A 16,435-nucleotide genomic window follows, 5' to 3' on the forward strand; every position below is an offset into this window, starting at 1 on the left:
ATTCTGCTCGGCCGGGCGATGACCTTCGGCCTCGCGGTCACCGCGGTGCTGCTGGGCATGGCCACCTTCGTGCTGCTGGCGGGCGGATCGCCGCTGGGCCCGACGCGGCCGGGGCAGATCGTCGGCGTGGTGCTGGCCAATGCGGGCGTGCTGCTGCTGCTCGCCGCATCTCTCGCCGCGCGGCTGGTGCGCGTCTGGGCGGAGCGGCGCAAGGGCAGCGCCGGCGCGCGTCTGCACGTGCGGCTGGTGCTGGTCTTCGGCGTGGTCGCCGTGGTGCCCTCGCTGGTGGTCGCCGCCTTCGCCGCGGTCTTCTTCAACCTCGGCATCCAGGCCTGGTTCAGCGATCGCGTGCGGGACACGCTGGAGGCTTCGCTCGTCGCCTCCCGCGCCTGGCTCGACCAGCACCGGGACGAGATCCGGGTGGATGCGCTGGCGATGGCCGCCGATCTCAACCGCGCCGCGCAGCTCTACCTGCCGCAGAACATGCCGGCCTTCGAGCGCCAGCTCGCCACCCAGGCCTCGGTCCGCGGCCTGACCGAGGCGGTGCTGGTCGAGCCCGAGCTCGGCCGCGTCGTGGCGCAGGCCGGCTTCGTCTCCGGCACGCTCGTGGAGCTTCCGCTCGGCGCGCTCGAGCAGCTGCGCCAGGGGGAAGTGGTGGTGATCCCGGTCGAGGGCGAGGCGCGGGTGCGGGCCCTGGCGCCGCTGGATGTGGAGCCGAGGCTGGTGCTGCTGATCGGCCGGCCCCTCGATGGCGGCATCCTCGAGCATCTGCGCCGCACCGAGCTCGCCTTCCAGGAATACGACCAGCTGGACCGCAACCGCGGCAGCCTGCAGATCACCTTCGCGCTGGTCTTCCTCTGCGCCGCGCTGCTGGTGCTGCTCGGCGCGGTGCTTGTCGGCCTGGTCTTCGCCAACCAGCTCGCCCGCCCGATCAGCCGGCTGATCTCGGCCGCCGAGCGGGTGCGTGCGGGCGACCTCTCCACCCGCGTGCAGGAAGGCACCGCGGATGACGAGCTCGCGACGCTGAGCCGCGCCTTCAACCGCATGACCAGCCAGCTTTCCGCCCAGCGCAGCGAGCTGATGGAGGCCTATCGCCAGATCGACGAGCGGCGCCGCTTCACCGAGACGGTGCTCTCGGGCGTCTCGGCCGGGGTCGTCGGCCTCGACGCGCAGGGCCGGATCAACCTGCCGAACCGCTCGGCCAGCGAGCTGCTCGGCATCGATCTCGACGCCGGCATCGGCCTGCCGCTGGCCAAGGTGGTGCCGGAATTCGCGGAGCTCATCGCCGACGCGTCCGCCGCCCCGGACCGCGCGCGCATGGCCGAGATCCCGATCGGCCCGCCTTCGCGCCGCCGCACCCTGATTGCGCGGATCGGGTCCGAGACGCAGCAGGGCGTGGTGGTGGGCTTCGTGCTGACCTTCGACGACATCACCGAGCTGCAGTCGGCGCAGCGCAAGGCGGCCTGGGCCGATGTGGCGCGGCGCATCGCGCACGAGATCAAGAACCCGCTGACGCCGATCCAGCTCTCGGCCGAGCGGCTGAAGCGCAAGTATCTCAAGGAGATCGGCAGCGATCCCGAGACGTTCCGCTCGCTGACCGACACCATCGTGCGCCAGGTCGGCGACATCGGGCGGATGGTGGACGAGTTCTCCGCCTTCGCCCGCATGCCCCAGCCGGTGATCCGCCCCGAGAATCTCGGCCGCCTGGTGCGGGAGGCGCTGGTCCTGCAGCAGGCCGCCCATCCCGAGATCGCCTACGAGGTCGCGATCCCCGACCCGTCCCCGACCGTGCCGGCGGACCGGCGCCTGATCGGCCAGGCTCTGACCAACCTGCTGCAGAACGCCGCCGACGCCGTCGCCGCCAGGCCGCGGGAGGAGGCGGCGGAAGGGCAGGTCGGGCGAATCGGCATCCGGCTGGAACCCTGCCCGGAAGGCTGGGCGATCATGGTGGAGGACGACGGGATCGGCCTGCCGGAGGGCGAGGAACGCGCCCGCCTGACCGAGCCCTATGTGACTCACAAGGCGAAAGGGACGGGCCTCGGCCTTGCCATCGTCAAGAAGATCATGGAGGACCATGGGGGACGGCTGGCGCTCGAGGACCGCGGGGAGGGCCCGGGTGCCCGCGCCGTGCTGATCCTGCCGGCCGCCCCGCCGGCAGCGGCGCGACGGGAGGAGATGAGCGTGGGGCGGGTCGGCCATGGCGCATGACATCCTGATCGTGGACGACGAGCCCGACATCCGCGCCCTCATCGAGGGTATCCTGTCGGATGAGGGCTACCAGACACGGCAGGCCGGGAATTCCGACCAGGCGCTGGCGGCCTTCCGGGCGCGCCGGCCGTCGCTCGTCATCCTCGACATCTGGCTGCAGAACTCGCGCCTCGACGGCCTTGGCATCCTGCAGGCGATGCACCAGGAGGAGCCGCGGGTTCCCTGCGTCATGATCTCGGGCCACGGCACGATCGAGACGGCGGTCCAGGCGATCCAGCAGGGCGCCTACGACTTCATCGAGAAGCCCTTCGAGGCCGATCGCCTGCTGCTGATCGTGGCGCGCGCGCTGGAAGCGGCTCGGCTGAAGCGCGAGGTCAGCGAGCTCAAGCTGCGCGCCGGCGCGGAGACGGAGCTCGTCGGCGTCTCCCCGGCCATGGCCCAGCTGCGGCAGGCGATCGAGCGCGTGGCGCCCACCGGGTCCCGCGTGCTGATCAGCGGTCCGGCCGGCTCCGGCAAGGAGGTGGCGGCGCGCATGCTGCATGCCCGCTCCCGACGCGCTGACGGGCCCTTCGTCGCGCTGAACTGCGCCACCCTCGCCCCCGGCCGTTTCGAGGAGGAGCTGTTCGGCGTGGAGGCGGGCACCGGCCCGGAAGCCCAGCCCCGCCGCGCCGGCGTGCTGGAACGCGCGCATGGCGGCACGCTGCTGCTGGACGAGGTCGGCGACATGCCGATGGAGACCCAGGGCAAGATCGTCCGCGCGCTGCAGGAACAGGGTTTCACCCGCCTCGGCGGCGCGCAGCGCGTGCAGGTGGATGTGCGGGTCATCGCCACCACCAGCAAGGACCTGCAGGCCGAGATCGCGGCCGGGCGCTTCCGCGAGGATCTCTTCTATCGGTTGGCCGTGGTGCCCTTGAAGATCGCGCCGCTGCGCGAGCGGCGGGAGGACATCCCGGCTCTGGCCCGCCACTTCATGGCCAAGTCCGTCGAGACCTCCGGCATGGCGCCGCGGGAGCTGACCGAGGACGCGCTGGCCGCCATGCAGGCCTATGAATGGCCCGGAAACGTGCGGGAGCTGCGCAACCTGATCGACTGGCTGCTGATCATGGCGCCGGGCGAGGCACGCGAGCCGGTGCGCCCGGACATGCTGCCGCCCCAGGTGGGCGCCGCGGCGCCGGCGGTGCTCAAGCTCGACCGCAGCAGCGAGATCATGACCCTGCCGCTGCGCGAGGCGCGGGAGCTGTTCGAGCGGCAGTATCTGGAAGCCCAGCTGCTGCGCTTCGGCGGCAACATCAGCCGCACCGCGAATTTCGTCGGGATGGAGCGCAGCGCCCTGCACCGCAAGCTGAAGTTCCTGGGCGTCAACGCCGAGGACCGCGCGCCGGCCAACGGGTGACAACGGCGCGATCCGCGGCGAAACTGGGCATGGCGGCCGGCGCCCTTCGCGCCGGCCGAGGGCCCGAAGGGCGCCGCGCACCAACCAACCGCCGAAGCGGCGCACCAGCGGCCTGCGCGCAAGCCAAGCCGGCGGAGCCGGCGCCCGGCGCCTGAGGGCACGAAGACGAATGTCCAAAATCGCCTATGTCAACGGGCAGTATGTCCGCCAGCCCGAAGCCTCGGTGAACATCGAGGATCGCGGCTACCAGTTCGGCGACGGCATCTACGAGGTCGTCCATCTTTATGGCGGCCGCTACGTGGACGAGGACCTGCATCTCGACCGGCTGGAACGCTCGCTGCGCGAGATCCGGCTGCCCATGCCGATGTCCCGCGCCGCGCTGCGCCTGGTGCTGCGGGAGGTCGCGCGGCGCAACCGCGTGACCGAGGGCCTGCTCTACATGCAGGTGACGCGCGGCGTCGCGCGGCGCGACCATCCCTTCCCGGCAAAGCCGGTGCCGCCCGCCATCGTCGTGACCGTGAAGCGCATCCCGCCCTATCCGACCGACATCGAGAAGTGGCAGGCCAGCGCCATCACCCTGCCCGACCTGCGCTGGGCGCGCTGCGACATCAAGACCGTCAACCTTCTGCCCAACTGCCTCGCCCGCCAGGCCGCGCGCGAGCAGGGCGCGATCGAGGCGATCCTCTACGACGAGCAGACCCGCACCGTGCATGAGGGCGCGGCCACCAGCTTCTGGATCGTGGACGAGAAGGGCGCCATCCGCACCCGGCATCTCGACCACGTCATCCTGCCCGGCTGCACGCGGGCGGCGCTGATGGCGGAGCTCAAGGCGGAAGGCATCGCCTGGGACGAGACGCCCTACACACTGGACGACCTCGCAAAGGCGCGCGAGGCCTTCATCACCTCCGCCACCTCCTTCGTGCGTCCCATCACCAAGGTGGACGGCAAGCCGGTGGGCGACGGCAAGGTCGGGCCGGTCGTGCGCCGCCTCTTCGAGATCTTCGCCCGCCACGTGAAGGGCAACATCAGGAACGCGGCGTGACTCCGGCCGCGCTGGTGCGCGCCTTCTATGCCGAGGTGTGGGAAGCCGGACGGCTCGGGCGCATCCCGGCACTGATGGCGCCGGACGTCGCCTTCCGCGGCTCTCTCGGCAGCGTACTGCGCGGCCATGATGCGTTCGCGGGCTATGTGCGGACCGTGCGGGGCGCGCTGCAACGCTACCGCTGCGACATCGTGGACCTTGTGGAGGAGGCGCCGCGTGTCGCCGCCCGCATGCGCTTCTCCGGGCATCATGCCGGCGGGCCGCTGCTCGGCGTGCCGCCGACAGGGCGGGAGGTCGGCTGGGCCGGCGCGGCGTTCTTCGATTGCACGGGCGGCTTGATCCGCGATCTCTGGGTGCTCGGCGACCTCGACGACCTCAGGCGACAACTCGCATGAACCGCCCCGCCTGCATCCTCTGGGACTGGGACAACACGCTGGTGGATGGCTGGGCCGCGATCCAGCATGGATTGAATGTCACCTTCCGCGAATTCGGCATGCCGGAATGGGACCGGGAGACGGTGCTCGCCCGCGTGCGCGGTTCGCTGCGCGACACCTTCCCGGGCATGTTCGGCGCCCGATGGGAGCGCGCGCGCGACGTGTTCTATGGCGCGGTGCGCTCCTGCCACCTGGATGTGCTCTCGCCGATGGCGGGCGCCGCCGCGGCGATCGAGGCCGCCGCCGCGCTCGGGCCGCAGGGCGTGATCAGCAACAAGCAGGGCCCGCTGCTGCGCGCGGAAGCGGCGCATCTCGGCTGGGCGGTCCACTTCGCGGCCCTGGTCGGGGCCGGGGACGCCGCGGCCGACAAGCCCGACGCCGCGCCCTTCGCCATGGCGCTCGCCGCCTGCGGCATCGCACCCGGCCCGCATGTCTGGTACGTCGGCGACACGGCGCTCGACATGCAGGCGGCACGGGCGGCCGGATGCAGGGCGGTGCTGCTCGGTGACGCCGCACATGACGGCGGCGTTGCGAATGCAGGACCGGATGTCCATTTCGCGGACGGCCATGCGCTTGCCGCCGCCCTTGCCTCCCTTGCCAGATCGCCCGCACCTCTGGAAACTTGACCCTGTCGGACCTGCGCGCGGCCAACGCGGCGCGGCAGGCCAACAACAAGAAGGACCAACCCTCCGTGGCCGCCGAGAAGTCGCAGAACGTACAGGACGTGTTCCTCAACCACGTCCGGAAGTCGAAGACGCCCGTCACCATCTTCCTGGTGAACGGCGTGAAGCTGCAGGGCATCATCACCTGGTTCGACAATTTCTCCGTCCTGCTGCGGCGGGACGGCCACACCCAGCTGGTCTACAAGCACGCGATCAGCACGGTGATGCCCGGCGCGCCGATCTCGCTGTTCGATGCCGGCACCGCTGGTGCGGGTGCTGCCGCGCCCGCGGCCGCCGAGGCCGCCTCGGCGGCGCGTGAAGGCCGGCTGACGCTGGGGGCGAATCCTGTCGGGCGCGGCGAATAGCAACGAGCCGAAGGGGGAGGAGAAGGGGCCCACAAGGGCTGCCGTCATCCTCCCTCATGAGCGGGCCGGCCGCGGCGACGGCGCAGGCAACCGCGCCGCTGAGGCGCGCCTGGCGGAGGCTGTCGGCCTCACCGCCTCCATCGGGCTGACGATCGTCCACACCGCGATCCATCCGCTGCGCGCCATGCGGCCGTCCACGCTGCTCGGCGAAGGTCAGGTCGGCATGGTGAAGGAGGCGGTGGAGCGGCACGGCGTCGCCGTGGTGGTCGTGGACGCGGCGCTCAGCCCGGTGCAGCAGCGCAACCTGGAACGCGCCTGGGGCTGCAAGGTCATCGACCGCACCGGCCTGATCCTGGAGATCTTCGGGGAGCGCGCCGCGACCAAGGAAGGCGCGCTGCAGGTCGAGCTTGCGCATCTGGACTACCAGCGCACGCGGCTCGTGCGGTCCTGGACCCACCTCGAGCGGCAGCGCGGCGGCTTCGGCTTCCTCGGCGGCCCCGGCGAATCGCAGATCGAGATCGACCGCCGCCTGATCGGTGAGCGGATCGTGAAGCTCAAGAAGGAGCTGGAGCAGGTGCGCCGCACCCGCGGCCTGCACCGCCGCGCGCGGGAGCGCGTGCCCTATCCCGTCGTCGCGCTGGTCGGCTACACGAATGCGGGCAAGTCCACGCTGTTCAACGCGCTGACCGGCGCGGGCGTCTACGCGCAGGACCAGCTCTTCGCGACGCTCGATCCCACCATGCGCGCGATCCGGCTGCCCTCGGGGCGCACGGTGATCCTCTCCGACACGGTCGGCTTCATCTCCGAACTGCCGACGCAGCTCGTCGAAGCCTTCCGCGCGACGCTCGAGGAAGTGGCCGCGGCCGACATCATCCTGCATGTCCGCGATGCCGCGCATCCGGACAGCGCCGCGCAGCGCGCCGATGTGCTGGGCGTGCTGGCCGAGATGGCGGACGGGCCGGACGCCGCGCTCGATGCCGACTGGCCTTCCCGCGTCGTGGAGGTGCTGAACAAGGCCGACCTGATGGGCGGGACGGAGGCGGTGCCGCATCTGCCGGGCACCATCGCCGTCTCGGCGCTCACCGGCGACGGGCTGGAGCAGTTGCGCGCCGCGCTGGACGAGAGGCTCGCGGCAGGGATGGAGACGGCGGAATTCCGCCTCGCCCCCTCCGACGGCGCCGGCATCGCCTGGCTCTACGAGCATGGCGAGGTCATCGCGCGCGAGGATGCGGAGGAGGCGATCCGCCTGACCGTGCGCCTCTCGCCCGCCAATCGCGCGCGCTTCGAGCAGCGCTCCGCCTCGTGAAGCCGACGCGTGCGCGTGCGAGCGAGGTCGCGGCCCTGCTGCGCGATGCCGCGCGCGCGGAGATCATGCCGCGCTTCCGCCGGCTCGCCCCCGATGCGGTGCGCGCCAAGACCGGCCCGCTCGACCTGGTGACGGAAGCCGACGAGGCGGCGGAGCGCGTGATCGAAGCCGGCCTCGCGCGCCTGTTTCCCGGCTGCGTCGTGGTCGGCGAGGAAAGCGCCTCGGCCGATGCATCCATCCTCCATCGCCTGGCCGATGCGGACTGCGCCTTCGTGGTGGACCCGGTGGACGGCACGGCGAACTTCGCGGCCGGCGTGCCGCTGTTCGGCTGCATGGCCGCGATGTTCCTGCGCGGCGAGGTGGTCGCCGGCTGGATCCACGATCCGCTCGGCGACGACACGGCGATCGCGCTGCGCGGGGAAGGGGCCTGGGTGGAGGATTCGGCCGGCGCGACGCATGGCGCCATGCGGGTCGCCGCACCCGTGCCGGTCTCGCGGATGGTCGGCGCCGTCTCCTGGAACTGGATGCCGGAGCCGCTGCGCAGCCAGGTCCCGGGCCGCCTGCCGCGCCTCGCCGCCGCCGTCGCCTATCGCTGCGCCGCGCATGAGTACCGTCTCGTCGCCGGCGGCCACGCGCATCTGCTGGTCTACAACCGCCTGCTGCCCTGGGACCACGCGCCCGGCTGGCTGCTGCATGCCGAGGCCGGCGGCTACTCGGCGCGCTTCGACGGCAAGCCCTTCGATCCCGCACGACACCGCGACGGTGGCCTGATCTGCGCGCCCGACCGCGCGAGCTGGGAGGCGGCGCGCGAGGCGTTGATCCGCTGAGGTTCGGTCATCCCGTCGGCATGAAGGCGAGCATCGCCGGAATTGTGATGACCCCTGCCCAGGTGGACACGGCGACGATCGCGGCGATCCGCTCCGGCTCGTTGCCGTGACGCTGGGCCAGCACGTAGCTCAGCATCGCCACCGGCGTCGCGCATTGCAGCACCAGCACGGCGAGGCCGATGTCGGGCAGCCCGAAGGCCATGCCGGCGGCGAGCGCCACGCCGATGCCCACGGCGCTGCGCGCCACGGAGAAGCCGAGTGCGAGCGGAAGCGCCGTGATCCTGAGCCGCGCGAGCGAGGCGCCCACCATCATCAGGGTCAGCGGCACCGCCATCGCGCCGAACAGCCGCACGGGTTCGAGCAGCCAGCGCGGCGGCTCCACCTCCGCGAGGCGGACCGCGACGCCTGCGAAAACGGCCAGGAGGATCGGGTTGCGGATGAAGGCGCGCAGGCTCGCCCGCCCTGCCGCGATCGTGCTGGCGAAGACCGAGTTGAAGACCAGCGACACGGCCGAGAAGGCCGCCGCATAGGCGAGCCCCGGCTGGCCGAAGGCATAGAGGCCGAGCGGAATGCCGAGATAGCCGGCATTGCCCCAGGTGACCGAGGGCAGGTAGGTGCGCAGCTCCAGCCCTGCCATGCGCAACAGCAGCGCCCCGATCGCCGCGAAGGCGCAGAGCGCCACGAAGGAGGCGAGCGCCATCTGGGCAAGCGTCTCGACGGGAAGCTGCGCGGCGACGAGGGTCGAGAAGATCAGGCAGGGCAGCGCGAGGTCGGCCGCGAGCGGCGCAAGGGTCGTGTTGTCGAATGGCCGACCGGTCCGGACCCAGGCATACCCCACCGCCATGGCGGCCAGCAGCGGAAGCAGGATAGACAGCACGACGTTCGACATGACGCGCTCCGGTTCCGTGATGCGCCGCACCGCCGAGACCCTGGGCCGCCCAGTCGGCGGCGCAACCGATACGATCACGACGTGCCTGGGAGAGGGCGTCACGCATGAGTGACCGCGAGGATGACGAGGATGAGGAAGGCCCGCCCGGCCTTCCCCCAGGTACGCCCTTCTACATGACGCCCGCCGGCGCGCAGGCGCTGCGCGACGAGCTGCGTCGCCTGTGGGAGGAGGAACGGCCGAAGGTCGTGGAGGTCGTCTCCTGGGCCGCGGGCCTCGGCGACCGGTCGGAGAATGCGGACTATCAATACGGCAAGCGCCGCCTGCGCGAGATCGATCGCCGCGTGCGCTTCATCCGAAAGCGGCTGGAGCGCGTGCAGGTGGTGGACCCCGCGGCGCAGGCGAAGCGCGACCAGGTCTTCTTCGGCGCAACAGTCACCTATGCACGCCTGTCCGACGATGCGGAGGTGACGGTCACCATCGTCGGCGTGGACGAGGCCGATGCGGATGCGGGCCGCATCTCCTGGGTCGCGCCGGTGGCGCGCGCCCTGCTCGGCGCCCGCGTCGGCGAGACGCGGCGCCTGCGCACGCCCGCCGGCGTCGAGGAGATCGAGGTGGTGGCGATCACCTATCCTTGATCGCCGTCCGTCCTGATGCAGGAGGACGTTGCCGATCCGTCGCGCACGCCTCAGCATCGCCAGAACCAGCGGGGAGACATTTTCGTGCCGCGCAGCGCCCTCATCCTCGTCGCCCTGTTGCTGCTCGGCAGCGCCCCGGCCTTCGCGCAGCGGCCGGCCGCTGCGCAGCGGAACATCGCCGAGGCCGAGGCGGATTGCCGCGGCGCCGGCGGCCGCCCATCCCTCGCACCGGAGTTCGAGACGGTGACGGAGGTCAACGGCGACGGCCAGCCGGACTACGTGCACGCCTTTGACGGGCTCGATTGCCAGGGCGCCGCCACCCTGTTCTGCGGTTCGGCGGGCTGCCCGGTCGTGCTCTTCCTCTCGCCCGGTTATCGTGCGCAGCCGCTTGGCCACGTGCAGGGCTGGTCCGTGGATCGCACGGGATCGCTTCCCGTGCTGGTGCTGGCGACGCACGGTTCCGGCTGTGGCCGTTCCGGGGCGGATGGCTGCGAGGTACGGCTCGCCTGGAACGGCCGGGAGATGGCGCGCATCGGTGCGGGAGGGCGGCCACCCCGCGTCGCCGCGCCGGCCCCTGCTCCCAATCCCGCTCCGGCGCAGCCTGCGCCCGGCCCGAGCGGCGGCACCAAATCCAGTGCGCCCGCCGCCGGCGCGGCCGCCGCGCCACCCGGCCAGAGCTGGGCGCTGCGCCAGATCGCCGATGGCCGGCAGATCGCCCTCGTGGCAGGACCCGGCGTGGTCCAGGCGGTCACCGTCATGTGTCACCAGGGCGTGCCGGTCGCGGCCCTCGCGCTGCGCGCGCGTCCGCCCGAAGGACCGGTGACGCTCACCCTCGCCGGCCGCAGCGGCCGTGCCTCCGCCCCGCTCACGCCGGGCGGCGGCCCCGTCTGGGTGGCCGACCTGCGCAACTCGGCCGTGGCGCGGCTGCTGGCCGGCAACGACGCGAGCCTGGAGGTGCGGATCAATGGCGGAATCCAGGGCCGCCTGCCGCTGCAGGGCTCGACGCGGGCGGTGCGGGACGCCCTGAGCGACTGCCTGCGCTTCTGACGGCGCGGGAGGGGAAGGCGGCGCCCGGCATCTGAGGGCACCAAAAGGATACCAACGAGTCGCTGAAAACGACCGCTGGTATGATACGGCTGTGGCATGGATGCGCTGCTGCCCTACGACTTCGACACCTTCCTCGACACCGCCACCAGCCTCGGCCTGGCGCTGCTGCTCGGCGCGATCATCGGCGCGGAGCGGCAATACCGGGAGCGCATCGCCAACCTCCGCACCAATGTGCTGGTCGCGCTCGGCGCGGCGCAGTTCGTGGACATGGGCGTGCAACTTGGCGGCGCGGATGTCGCGATGCGCGTCGTCGCCAACATCGTGACCGGGGTCGGCTTCCTCGGCGCCGGACTGATCATGAAGGAGGGTGCGAACATCCGCGGCCTGAACACCGCCGCGACGGTGTGGTGCTCGGCCGCAGTCGGCGCCTGCGCGGGGGCGAACCTGCCGGTGCAGGCGGTGCTGCTGACCGTCTTCGTGCTGATCTGCAACACCGCCCTGCGCCCGGTGGTGAACGCGATCAACCGCATCCCCGTGCGCGACCAGGCGATCGAGGCGCATTACGACGTGTTCGTGACGGTGCCCGCCACCGCCGTCGCCGCGGCGCGGGAGGCGATCCTGCGCGCACTGGCCGAGGCGCAGTACCCCATCAGCCATGTTGACGCGGCGCCTCAGGGCAACGAGGCCGTGGAACTCGTCGCCCACCTGATCAGCACCTCGGTCTACGCGGCCGATCTCGACGCGGTGGTGGCGACGCTGCGCCGCCTGCCGGGCGCGCGCGACGCCGGCTGGACCCGCAACAGCGCCCATTGAGGCGCTGAATGATCATCCTCTCGAGCGCGACTTCGACACCGCCCGGCGCCGCGCCCATCTGAGCCGGGCAAGAACGGGAGCCCGCGATGTCCGCCACCGACCCCACCGATCCGCTGCCCGCCGGCCTCGAGACCGTGCTGCTGCCGCGGACCCACGACATCGGCGGCTTCGAGGTGCGCCGCGCCCTGCCGGCGCAGCAGCGCCAGATGGTCGGGCCCTTCATCTTCTTCGACCAGATGGGCCCCGGCGAGTTCCTGACGGGCGCGGGCGTGGATGTGCGCCCGCACCCGCATATCGGCCTCTCCACCGTCACCTACCTTTTCGAGGGCGAGATCCTGCATCGCGACAGCCTCGGCAGCGCGCAGCCCATCGCGCCGGGCGACGTGAACTGGATGACGGCGGGCAGCGGCATCGCGCATTCCGAACGCACGGCGCCAGCCCGCCGCGCGGGGCCGCATCGCCTCTCCGGCATCCAGTCCTGGGTCGCCCTGCCGAAGGACCAGGAGGAACGCACGCCGGACTTCGTCCATCATCCTGGCGCGACGCTGCCCGAGCTCTCGGATCGCGGCCTGCATCTGCGCCTGATCGCGGGCACGGGCTGGGGCGCGGAGGCGCCGGTCGCCGTCGCTTCGGAGCTGTTCTACGCCGATGCGCAGCTCGCGCCCGGCGCCGCGCTTCCCATGCCGGAGCACGAGGAACGCGGCGCCTGGGTGATGACCGGAAGCGTCGAGGTCGCGGGCACCGCCTTCGAGGCCGGGCGCATGCTGGTCTTCCGCGCCGGCGACGCCATCACGCTGCGCGCGGGGCCCAAGGGCGCGCGGCTGCTGCTGCTGGGCGGCGCCGCGATGGACGGCCCGCGCTACCTGTTCTGGAACTTCGTCAGTTCCTCCCGCGAGCGGATCGAGGCGGCGAAGCAGGCCTGGTCGCGCGACCGGATGGGCCTTGTTGTGCCGGGCGACGACCAGGAGTGGATACCGCTGCCGGAAAAGCGCGTGGTGCGCGCGGGGGAGGGGGCGCCGACCAGCTGATCCCGCGCCGATGCCGCATCGAAACATCAAGCCTTGGTGAGACGGGGTCGGAGGCGCTCGCGGCGGCCGGCAGCTTTCCTATGCTCGCGCGACTGAACCGGGGAGGCCCTGGACCATCGCGCCCGAGGGAAACAGCGTCATGCCGTTGCCGGCTCCAGCTCCGGCTTCCAGCGCGCCGGCGGCCGGCTTCTCGGTCGAGCGGCTCGGCAGCGGCTGGCGGCTGCTCACCAACTGCCCGCTCGGCGGGATTCGGATCCACATCGTCCTGATCCGCCCCGCCACCGGGATCGCCCTGCTGGAGGTGGAGCCGACCTGGCATCCCGAGGCCCTCGCGGCCTTCCGCGCACGCCTTGAGGCGGCCGGCTTCCCGGAACGCTTCCCCGGCCACCTGCCGGTCATCCACCGCCGCCTGCGGCCGGTGGACCTGCCCGCCCTCGAGGAGATCCTGGCGGAGGCCTTCGCCTGGCAGGACCCCGTCTCGATCGAGGGGGAGGGGTCCTGGGAGGACGAGGTCGAGCACATCCTGACCCCGCCGGCGGAGCCGAGCCCGGCGCAGAGCCCGGTGCCCGCTTCGGAGGTGAGCGGGGAGCCGGCCGCTCCGGCGCCCGTGGCGGCGACGCCGGCACGGTGGCGCCTTGGTCTCGCGGCCAGCCTCGCGCTTGCCTGTGTCGCGGGCGGTGTCGCGGCGATCTCCGTCCTGCCGCGCGCCGTGCCGGAGACGCCAGCCGGCGCGCCCGGCCAGGCCGCGGAGGGGCGCAGCCTGCAGGTCGCGCTGCTGCCTGCGCCGCGCCTTCCCGAAGGCGCCACCACCGCGAGCGATGCCCGGACGCCGATGGACGAGGCGGCCGAGGCGGCGGAGGCAGCGACGAAGGGGCCGCCACCGGATTGGGCCGACGATCCGGCCTCGCCGCCGCCATTGCCGGCCGCGATCGCCGCGCCGCAACTCGTTGCCTGGCGGCCTCCCGCAGGCGTGGCGGAGGCGCCGCCGCCGCGGTTGCCGGTGGCAAGCCTCGCCCCGCGGCTCTGGAATGGCGCGGTCCCCGCCAGCCTGGCCGCTCCGGGCCCGATGGAGCGGCTGCCCGTCGCGATGCCGCCGGTGCTTGCCGAGCTTCCCGCGGCGCCCGCTCCGGTCGCACCCGCCCCGGCACCGATCACCCCGCCGCCGGAGGCCGGGGGGCCGCCCCTGCCATCTGCCTTCGACGGTGTCCCGCCGATCCCGGCCGGTGCGCCGGGAAGCCTGGCGGAACTGCCGGAACCTTGGGCCGCCCCGGCGCCCCCGGAGGAGCCTGAAGCCCGGATCGCCGCGACCGCGCCGGCGCCGGAGACCCAGGCGCCCACACCCGCAACCGTCGCGCCGGAAGTCCCGGCGCCTGCGCCCGCAACCGTCGCGCCGGAGGCCCCTGCGCCCACCACGGCCCCGCCCACGGCGGTGGCGCCGCCATCCATGGACCCGGCCCTGCGGGCGGCGATGATCCGCCGCGGCCAGTCCCTGATCGCCATCGGCGACATCTCGGGCGCCCGGCTGTTCCTGGAACGCGCCGCCCGCGGCGGCAGCGCGGATGCGGCGATGGCGCTCGCCGAAACCTACGACCCCGGCCACCTCGCCCGGCTTGGCGTGATCGGCCTGCCGGCCGATCCTGCCGCCGCACTCTCCTGGTATCGCCGCGCGCTCGCGCTCGGCGCGCCCGGGGCGGCCGCCCGAATCGCAACCCTCGAGGGCCCGAGATGACACGGACCACCACCGCCGCCCTGGCGCGCCGCCCCCTGCTGCTCTCCGCCCTCGGCGGCGTGCTGGCAGCGCCCGCGTTCGCCCAGCAGCCCAACCTGGTGCGGCGGCTGAGCGACCGGACGGCGGCTGCGAATGCCGGGACGGTCGGGGTGATCGCCGGCGGAGTGGACGGAACTTACATCCGCATCGCCGCCGACCTCTCGGCCGTGCTGGACAACGGCGACAACCTCCGCGTGATCGCGATGCTGGGGAAGGGGTCGCTGCAGAACATCGCGGACATCGTCCTGCTGCGGGGGGTGGACATCGGCATCGTGCAGTCCGACGCGCTGGCCTTCGCGCGGCGCCGCGGCCTGATCCCCGGTGCGGAGAGCCTGATCCAGTACATCGCCAAGCTCTACGACGAGGAGATCCACATCCTCGCCCGGGAGGATATCCGCTCGGTCCAGGACCTGGCGGGGCAGGTGGTGAATGTGGACGTGGTGGGCAGCGGCACGGCCATGACCGCCTCCCTCGTCTTCGACGCCCTCGGCCTCGATGTGCGCACCGCGAACGACGTGCAGGACCTGGCGCTGACGAAGCTGCGCCGGCGGGAGATCGCGGCCATGGTCTTCGTGGCCGGCAAGCCGGCGCGGCTCTTCGCGGGCGTGCCGCCCGAGAGCGGGCTGCGCTTCCTGCCCCTGCCGGCGACGCCGGCGCTGATGGAGACCTACCTGCCGGCGACGCTGCAGGCCTCCGACTACCCCACGCTGATTCCGGAGGGACAGTCGGTCGAGACGATCGCGGTGGGCGCGGTCATGGCCGTCTATGCCTGGCAGCCGGGCAGCGAGCGGCACCGGAAGGTCTCCCGCTTCGTCGAGGCGCTCTACGCCAACTTCGACGCCTTCCTGCGTCCGCCGCGGCATCCGAAGTGGCGGGAGGTGAACCTGGCCGCGCAGGTGCCGGGCTGGGTGCGCTTCGACCACAGCGGCGGCACGCAGCGCGCAAGGCGCTGATCCAGCGCAAGGAACAAATGTTCTTGTTTGGTTCAATGGTCCGGCCGCGCGCGGAAAGTTTGTAGTAGCGCTACTACAGCTGCTCCGCGCGCGCCCTCCCTGTTGTAAATCGGATTTACAAACCCGGGTGCCGAGGCCTCATCCGCCGCGTTCCGCCCGCTTCGCCGCCACCCAGGCGGCCTCCATGCCGTCGAGGCCGGCATCCTGCGGCGCCTTGCCCTCCGCCGCGAGAAGCCGCTCGACCGCGCCGAAGCGGCGCTCGAACTTCGCATTCGCGGCGGCGAGACAGGCCTCGGGGTCGAGATCCAGCTTCCGGGCAAGGTTCGCCAGAACGAAGAGCAGGTCGCCCACCTCATCGGCCTGGCGCGCCTTGTCGGCGGCCGGAAGCTCGGCCCTGAGCTCGCCGGCTTCCTCCTCCAGCTTGTCGAGCACCGCGGCGGCGTCGGGCCAGTCGAAGCCGACGCGCGCGGCGCGGCGGGTCAGCTTGAGGGCGCGGGTGAGGGCAGGGAGGCCGGGCGGGATTCCGGCGAGCGTGCCGGTCTCGGCGCGGGCCTGTCGCTCGGCCGCCTTCTGGACCTCCCAGGCCGCGGTCTGGGCTTCCGCCGAACGCATCTCGGCTTCGCCGAACACATGAGGATGACGGCGGATCATCTTGTTGCTGATGGAGCCCGCGACCTCGGCGAAGTCGAACCGGCCAGCCTCGCGTGCCATCTGGGCATGATAGACGACCTGGAAAAGCAGATCCCCAAGTTCGTCCTGCAAGATGCTGAAATCCGGGCCTTTCGCGATGGCGTCCGCCACCTCATAGGCTTCCTCGACCGTGTAGGGCGCGATGGTGGAGAAATCCTGCTCGCGATCCCATGGGCAGCCATCGGGCGCCCGCAGCCGGGCCATGATGTCGAGCAGGCGCAGGATCGCGGCGGCGGGATCGGCGGCCATCGGGGACTCCGGGACAGGTGGAAGAGGTCTCGCGCGGTGCGTGGCGGGCAGCAAGCATGCGTGACGCCGCACAACATTCGTAAAAACTTCGGGCCATCTTCGGCAAATAAGATGCATGTTTGCCGC

General features: G+C 72.2%; 16 protein-coding genes. 14 read left to right on the forward strand and 2 right to left on the reverse strand.

Annotated elements, in window-relative coordinates:
- Positions 1-18 precede the first annotated feature (18 nt).
- The 8 genes from DFH01_RS13235 (at position 19) to DFH01_RS13270 (ending at position 8,237) form a co-directional block, all read left to right on the forward strand.
- Positions 19-2,208, forward strand: a complete 2,190-nt coding sequence (locus tag DFH01_RS13235) for a sensor histidine kinase NtrY-like (protein WP_109870958.1) — start codon at positions 19-21, stop codon at positions 2,206-2,208.
- Positions 2,198-3,601 (forward strand): nitrogen assimilation response regulator NtrX, encoded by a 1,404-nt coding sequence (ntrX, locus tag DFH01_RS13240; protein ID WP_109870959.1) that lies wholly within the window; start codon positions 2,198-2,200, stop codon positions 3,599-3,601. The genes DFH01_RS13235 and ntrX overlap by 11 nt, the downstream gene beginning before the upstream one ends.
- A gap of 169 nt (positions 3,602-3,770) precedes the next feature.
- A complete protein-coding gene (locus tag DFH01_RS13245) occupies positions 3,771-4,643 on the forward strand; it encodes a D-amino-acid transaminase (protein ID WP_109870960.1) in 873 nt (290 codons plus the stop codon).
- The gene (locus tag DFH01_RS13250) at positions 4,640-5,038 is read left to right on the forward strand and encodes an ester cyclase (RefSeq protein ID WP_199231228.1); all 399 of its coding nucleotides are present in this window, start codon (positions 4,640-4,642) and stop codon (positions 5,036-5,038) included. Before DFH01_RS13245 ends, DFH01_RS13250 begins: the two co-directional genes overlap by 4 nt.
- Entirely contained in the window at positions 5,035-5,703 is a 669-nt protein-coding gene (locus tag DFH01_RS13255) for an HAD family hydrolase (protein ID WP_109870961.1), read from the forward strand. The genes DFH01_RS13250 and DFH01_RS13255 overlap by 4 nt, the downstream gene beginning before the upstream one ends.
- Positions 5,704-5,768: 65 nt before the next feature.
- Positions 5,769-6,104: an RNA chaperone Hfq gene (gene hfq, locus DFH01_RS13260; RefSeq protein WP_109871601.1), complete on the forward strand. Its 336-nt coding sequence runs from the start codon at positions 5,769-5,771 to the stop codon at positions 6,102-6,104.
- Positions 6,085-7,410, forward strand: coding sequence for a GTPase HflX (hflX, locus tag DFH01_RS13265; protein ID WP_109870962.1), 1,326 nt, complete (start codon positions 6,085-6,087; stop codon positions 7,408-7,410). The genes hfq and hflX overlap by 20 nt, the downstream gene beginning before the upstream one ends.
- Entirely contained in the window at positions 7,407-8,237 is an 831-nt protein-coding gene (locus DFH01_RS13270; protein WP_109870963.1) for an inositol monophosphatase family protein, read from the forward strand. Before hflX ends, DFH01_RS13270 begins: the two co-directional genes overlap by 4 nt.
- A 7-nt stretch (positions 8,238-8,244) precedes the next feature.
- On the opposite strand, the gene DFH01_RS13275 is transcribed toward DFH01_RS13270, so the two are convergent.
- Positions 8,245-9,126 carry an AEC family transporter gene (locus DFH01_RS13275; RefSeq protein WP_109870964.1) on the reverse strand — a complete coding sequence of 294 codons (882 nt, stop codon included), beginning with the start codon at positions 9,124-9,126 and terminating at the stop codon, positions 8,245-8,247.
- 104 nt (positions 9,127-9,230) lie between these two features.
- On the opposite strand from DFH01_RS13275, the gene greB reads away from it, so the two are divergent.
- The 6 genes from greB to DFH01_RS13305 all read left to right on the forward strand — a co-directional run bounded on the left by greB (position 9,231) and on the right by DFH01_RS13305 (position 15,370).
- Positions 9,231-9,761, forward strand: a complete 531-nt coding sequence (gene greB / locus DFH01_RS13280) for a transcription elongation factor GreB (RefSeq protein ID WP_109870965.1) — start codon at positions 9,231-9,233, stop codon at positions 9,759-9,761.
- A gap of 84 nt (positions 9,762-9,845) precedes the next feature.
- Positions 9,846-10,808 carry a hypothetical protein gene (locus tag DFH01_RS13285; protein WP_109870966.1) on the forward strand — a complete coding sequence of 321 codons (963 nt, stop codon included), beginning with the start codon at positions 9,846-9,848 and terminating at the stop codon, positions 10,806-10,808.
- Between the two features lie 96 nt (positions 10,809-10,904).
- Positions 10,905-11,621: an MgtC/SapB family protein gene (locus tag DFH01_RS13290; protein ID WP_109870967.1), complete on the forward strand. Its 717-nt coding sequence runs from the start codon at positions 10,905-10,907 to the stop codon at positions 11,619-11,621.
- Between the two features lie 86 nt (positions 11,622-11,707).
- Positions 11,708-12,649, forward strand: coding sequence for a pirin family protein (locus DFH01_RS13295; RefSeq protein WP_109870968.1), 942 nt, complete (start codon positions 11,708-11,710; stop codon positions 12,647-12,649).
- A gap of 139 nt (positions 12,650-12,788) precedes the next feature.
- Entirely contained in the window at positions 12,789-14,378 is a 1,590-nt protein-coding gene (locus tag DFH01_RS13300) for a hypothetical protein (protein ID WP_109870969.1), read from the forward strand.
- A complete protein-coding gene (locus tag DFH01_RS13305) occupies positions 14,375-15,370 on the forward strand; it encodes a TAXI family TRAP transporter solute-binding subunit (RefSeq protein ID WP_109870970.1) in 996 nt (331 codons plus the stop codon). Before DFH01_RS13300 ends, DFH01_RS13305 begins: the two co-directional genes overlap by 4 nt.
- 138 nt (positions 15,371-15,508) lie before the next feature.
- Here DFH01_RS13305 and mazG read toward each other — a convergent pair whose 3' ends face one another.
- Positions 15,509-16,309: a nucleoside triphosphate pyrophosphohydrolase gene (gene mazG / locus DFH01_RS13310; protein ID WP_109870971.1), complete on the reverse strand. Its 801-nt coding sequence runs from the start codon at positions 16,307-16,309 to the stop codon at positions 15,509-15,511.
- Between the last annotated feature and the right edge of the window lie 126 nt (positions 16,310-16,435).

Source organism: Falsiroseomonas bella (assembly GCF_003173615.1).
GTDB classification, from domain to species: Bacteria; Pseudomonadota; Alphaproteobacteria; order Acetobacterales; family Acetobacteraceae; genus Falsiroseomonas; species Falsiroseomonas bella.

Bases quoted from the DNA above. Each gene is read 5' to 3' on its own strand.
- DFH01_RS13235 (WP_109870958.1), top strand. From the start codon at position 19: ATGACCTTCGGCCTCGCGGTCACCGCGGTGCTGCTGGGCATGGCCACC.
- ntrX (WP_109870959.1), top strand. From the start codon at position 2,198: ATGGCGCATGACATCCTGATCGTGGACGACGAGCCCGACATCCGCGCC.
- DFH01_RS13245 (WP_109870960.1), top strand. From the start codon at position 3,771: ATGTCCAAAATCGCCTATGTCAACGGGCAGTATGTCCGCCAGCCCGAA.
- DFH01_RS13255 (WP_109870961.1), top strand. From the start codon at position 5,035: ATGAACCGCCCCGCCTGCATCCTCTGGGACTGGGACAACACGCTGGTG.
- DFH01_RS13275 (WP_109870964.1), bottom strand. From the start codon at position 9,126: ATGTCGAACGTCGTGCTGTCTATCCTGCTTCCGCTGCTGGCCGCCATG.
- greB (WP_109870965.1), top strand. From the start codon at position 9,231: ATGAGTGACCGCGAGGATGACGAGGATGAGGAAGGCCCGCCCGGCCTT.
- DFH01_RS13290 (WP_109870967.1), top strand. From the start codon at position 10,905: ATGGATGCGCTGCTGCCCTACGACTTCGACACCTTCCTCGACACCGCC.
- DFH01_RS13295 (WP_109870968.1), top strand. From the start codon at position 11,708: ATGTCCGCCACCGACCCCACCGATCCGCTGCCCGCCGGCCTCGAGACC.
- DFH01_RS13300 (WP_109870969.1), top strand. From the start codon at position 12,789: ATGCCGTTGCCGGCTCCAGCTCCGGCTTCCAGCGCGCCGGCGGCCGGC.
- DFH01_RS13305 (WP_109870970.1), top strand. From the start codon at position 14,375: ATGACACGGACCACCACCGCCGCCCTGGCGCGCCGCCCCCTGCTGCTC.
- mazG (WP_109870971.1), bottom strand. From the start codon at position 16,309: ATGGCCGCCGATCCCGCCGCCGCGATCCTGCGCCTGCTCGACATCATG.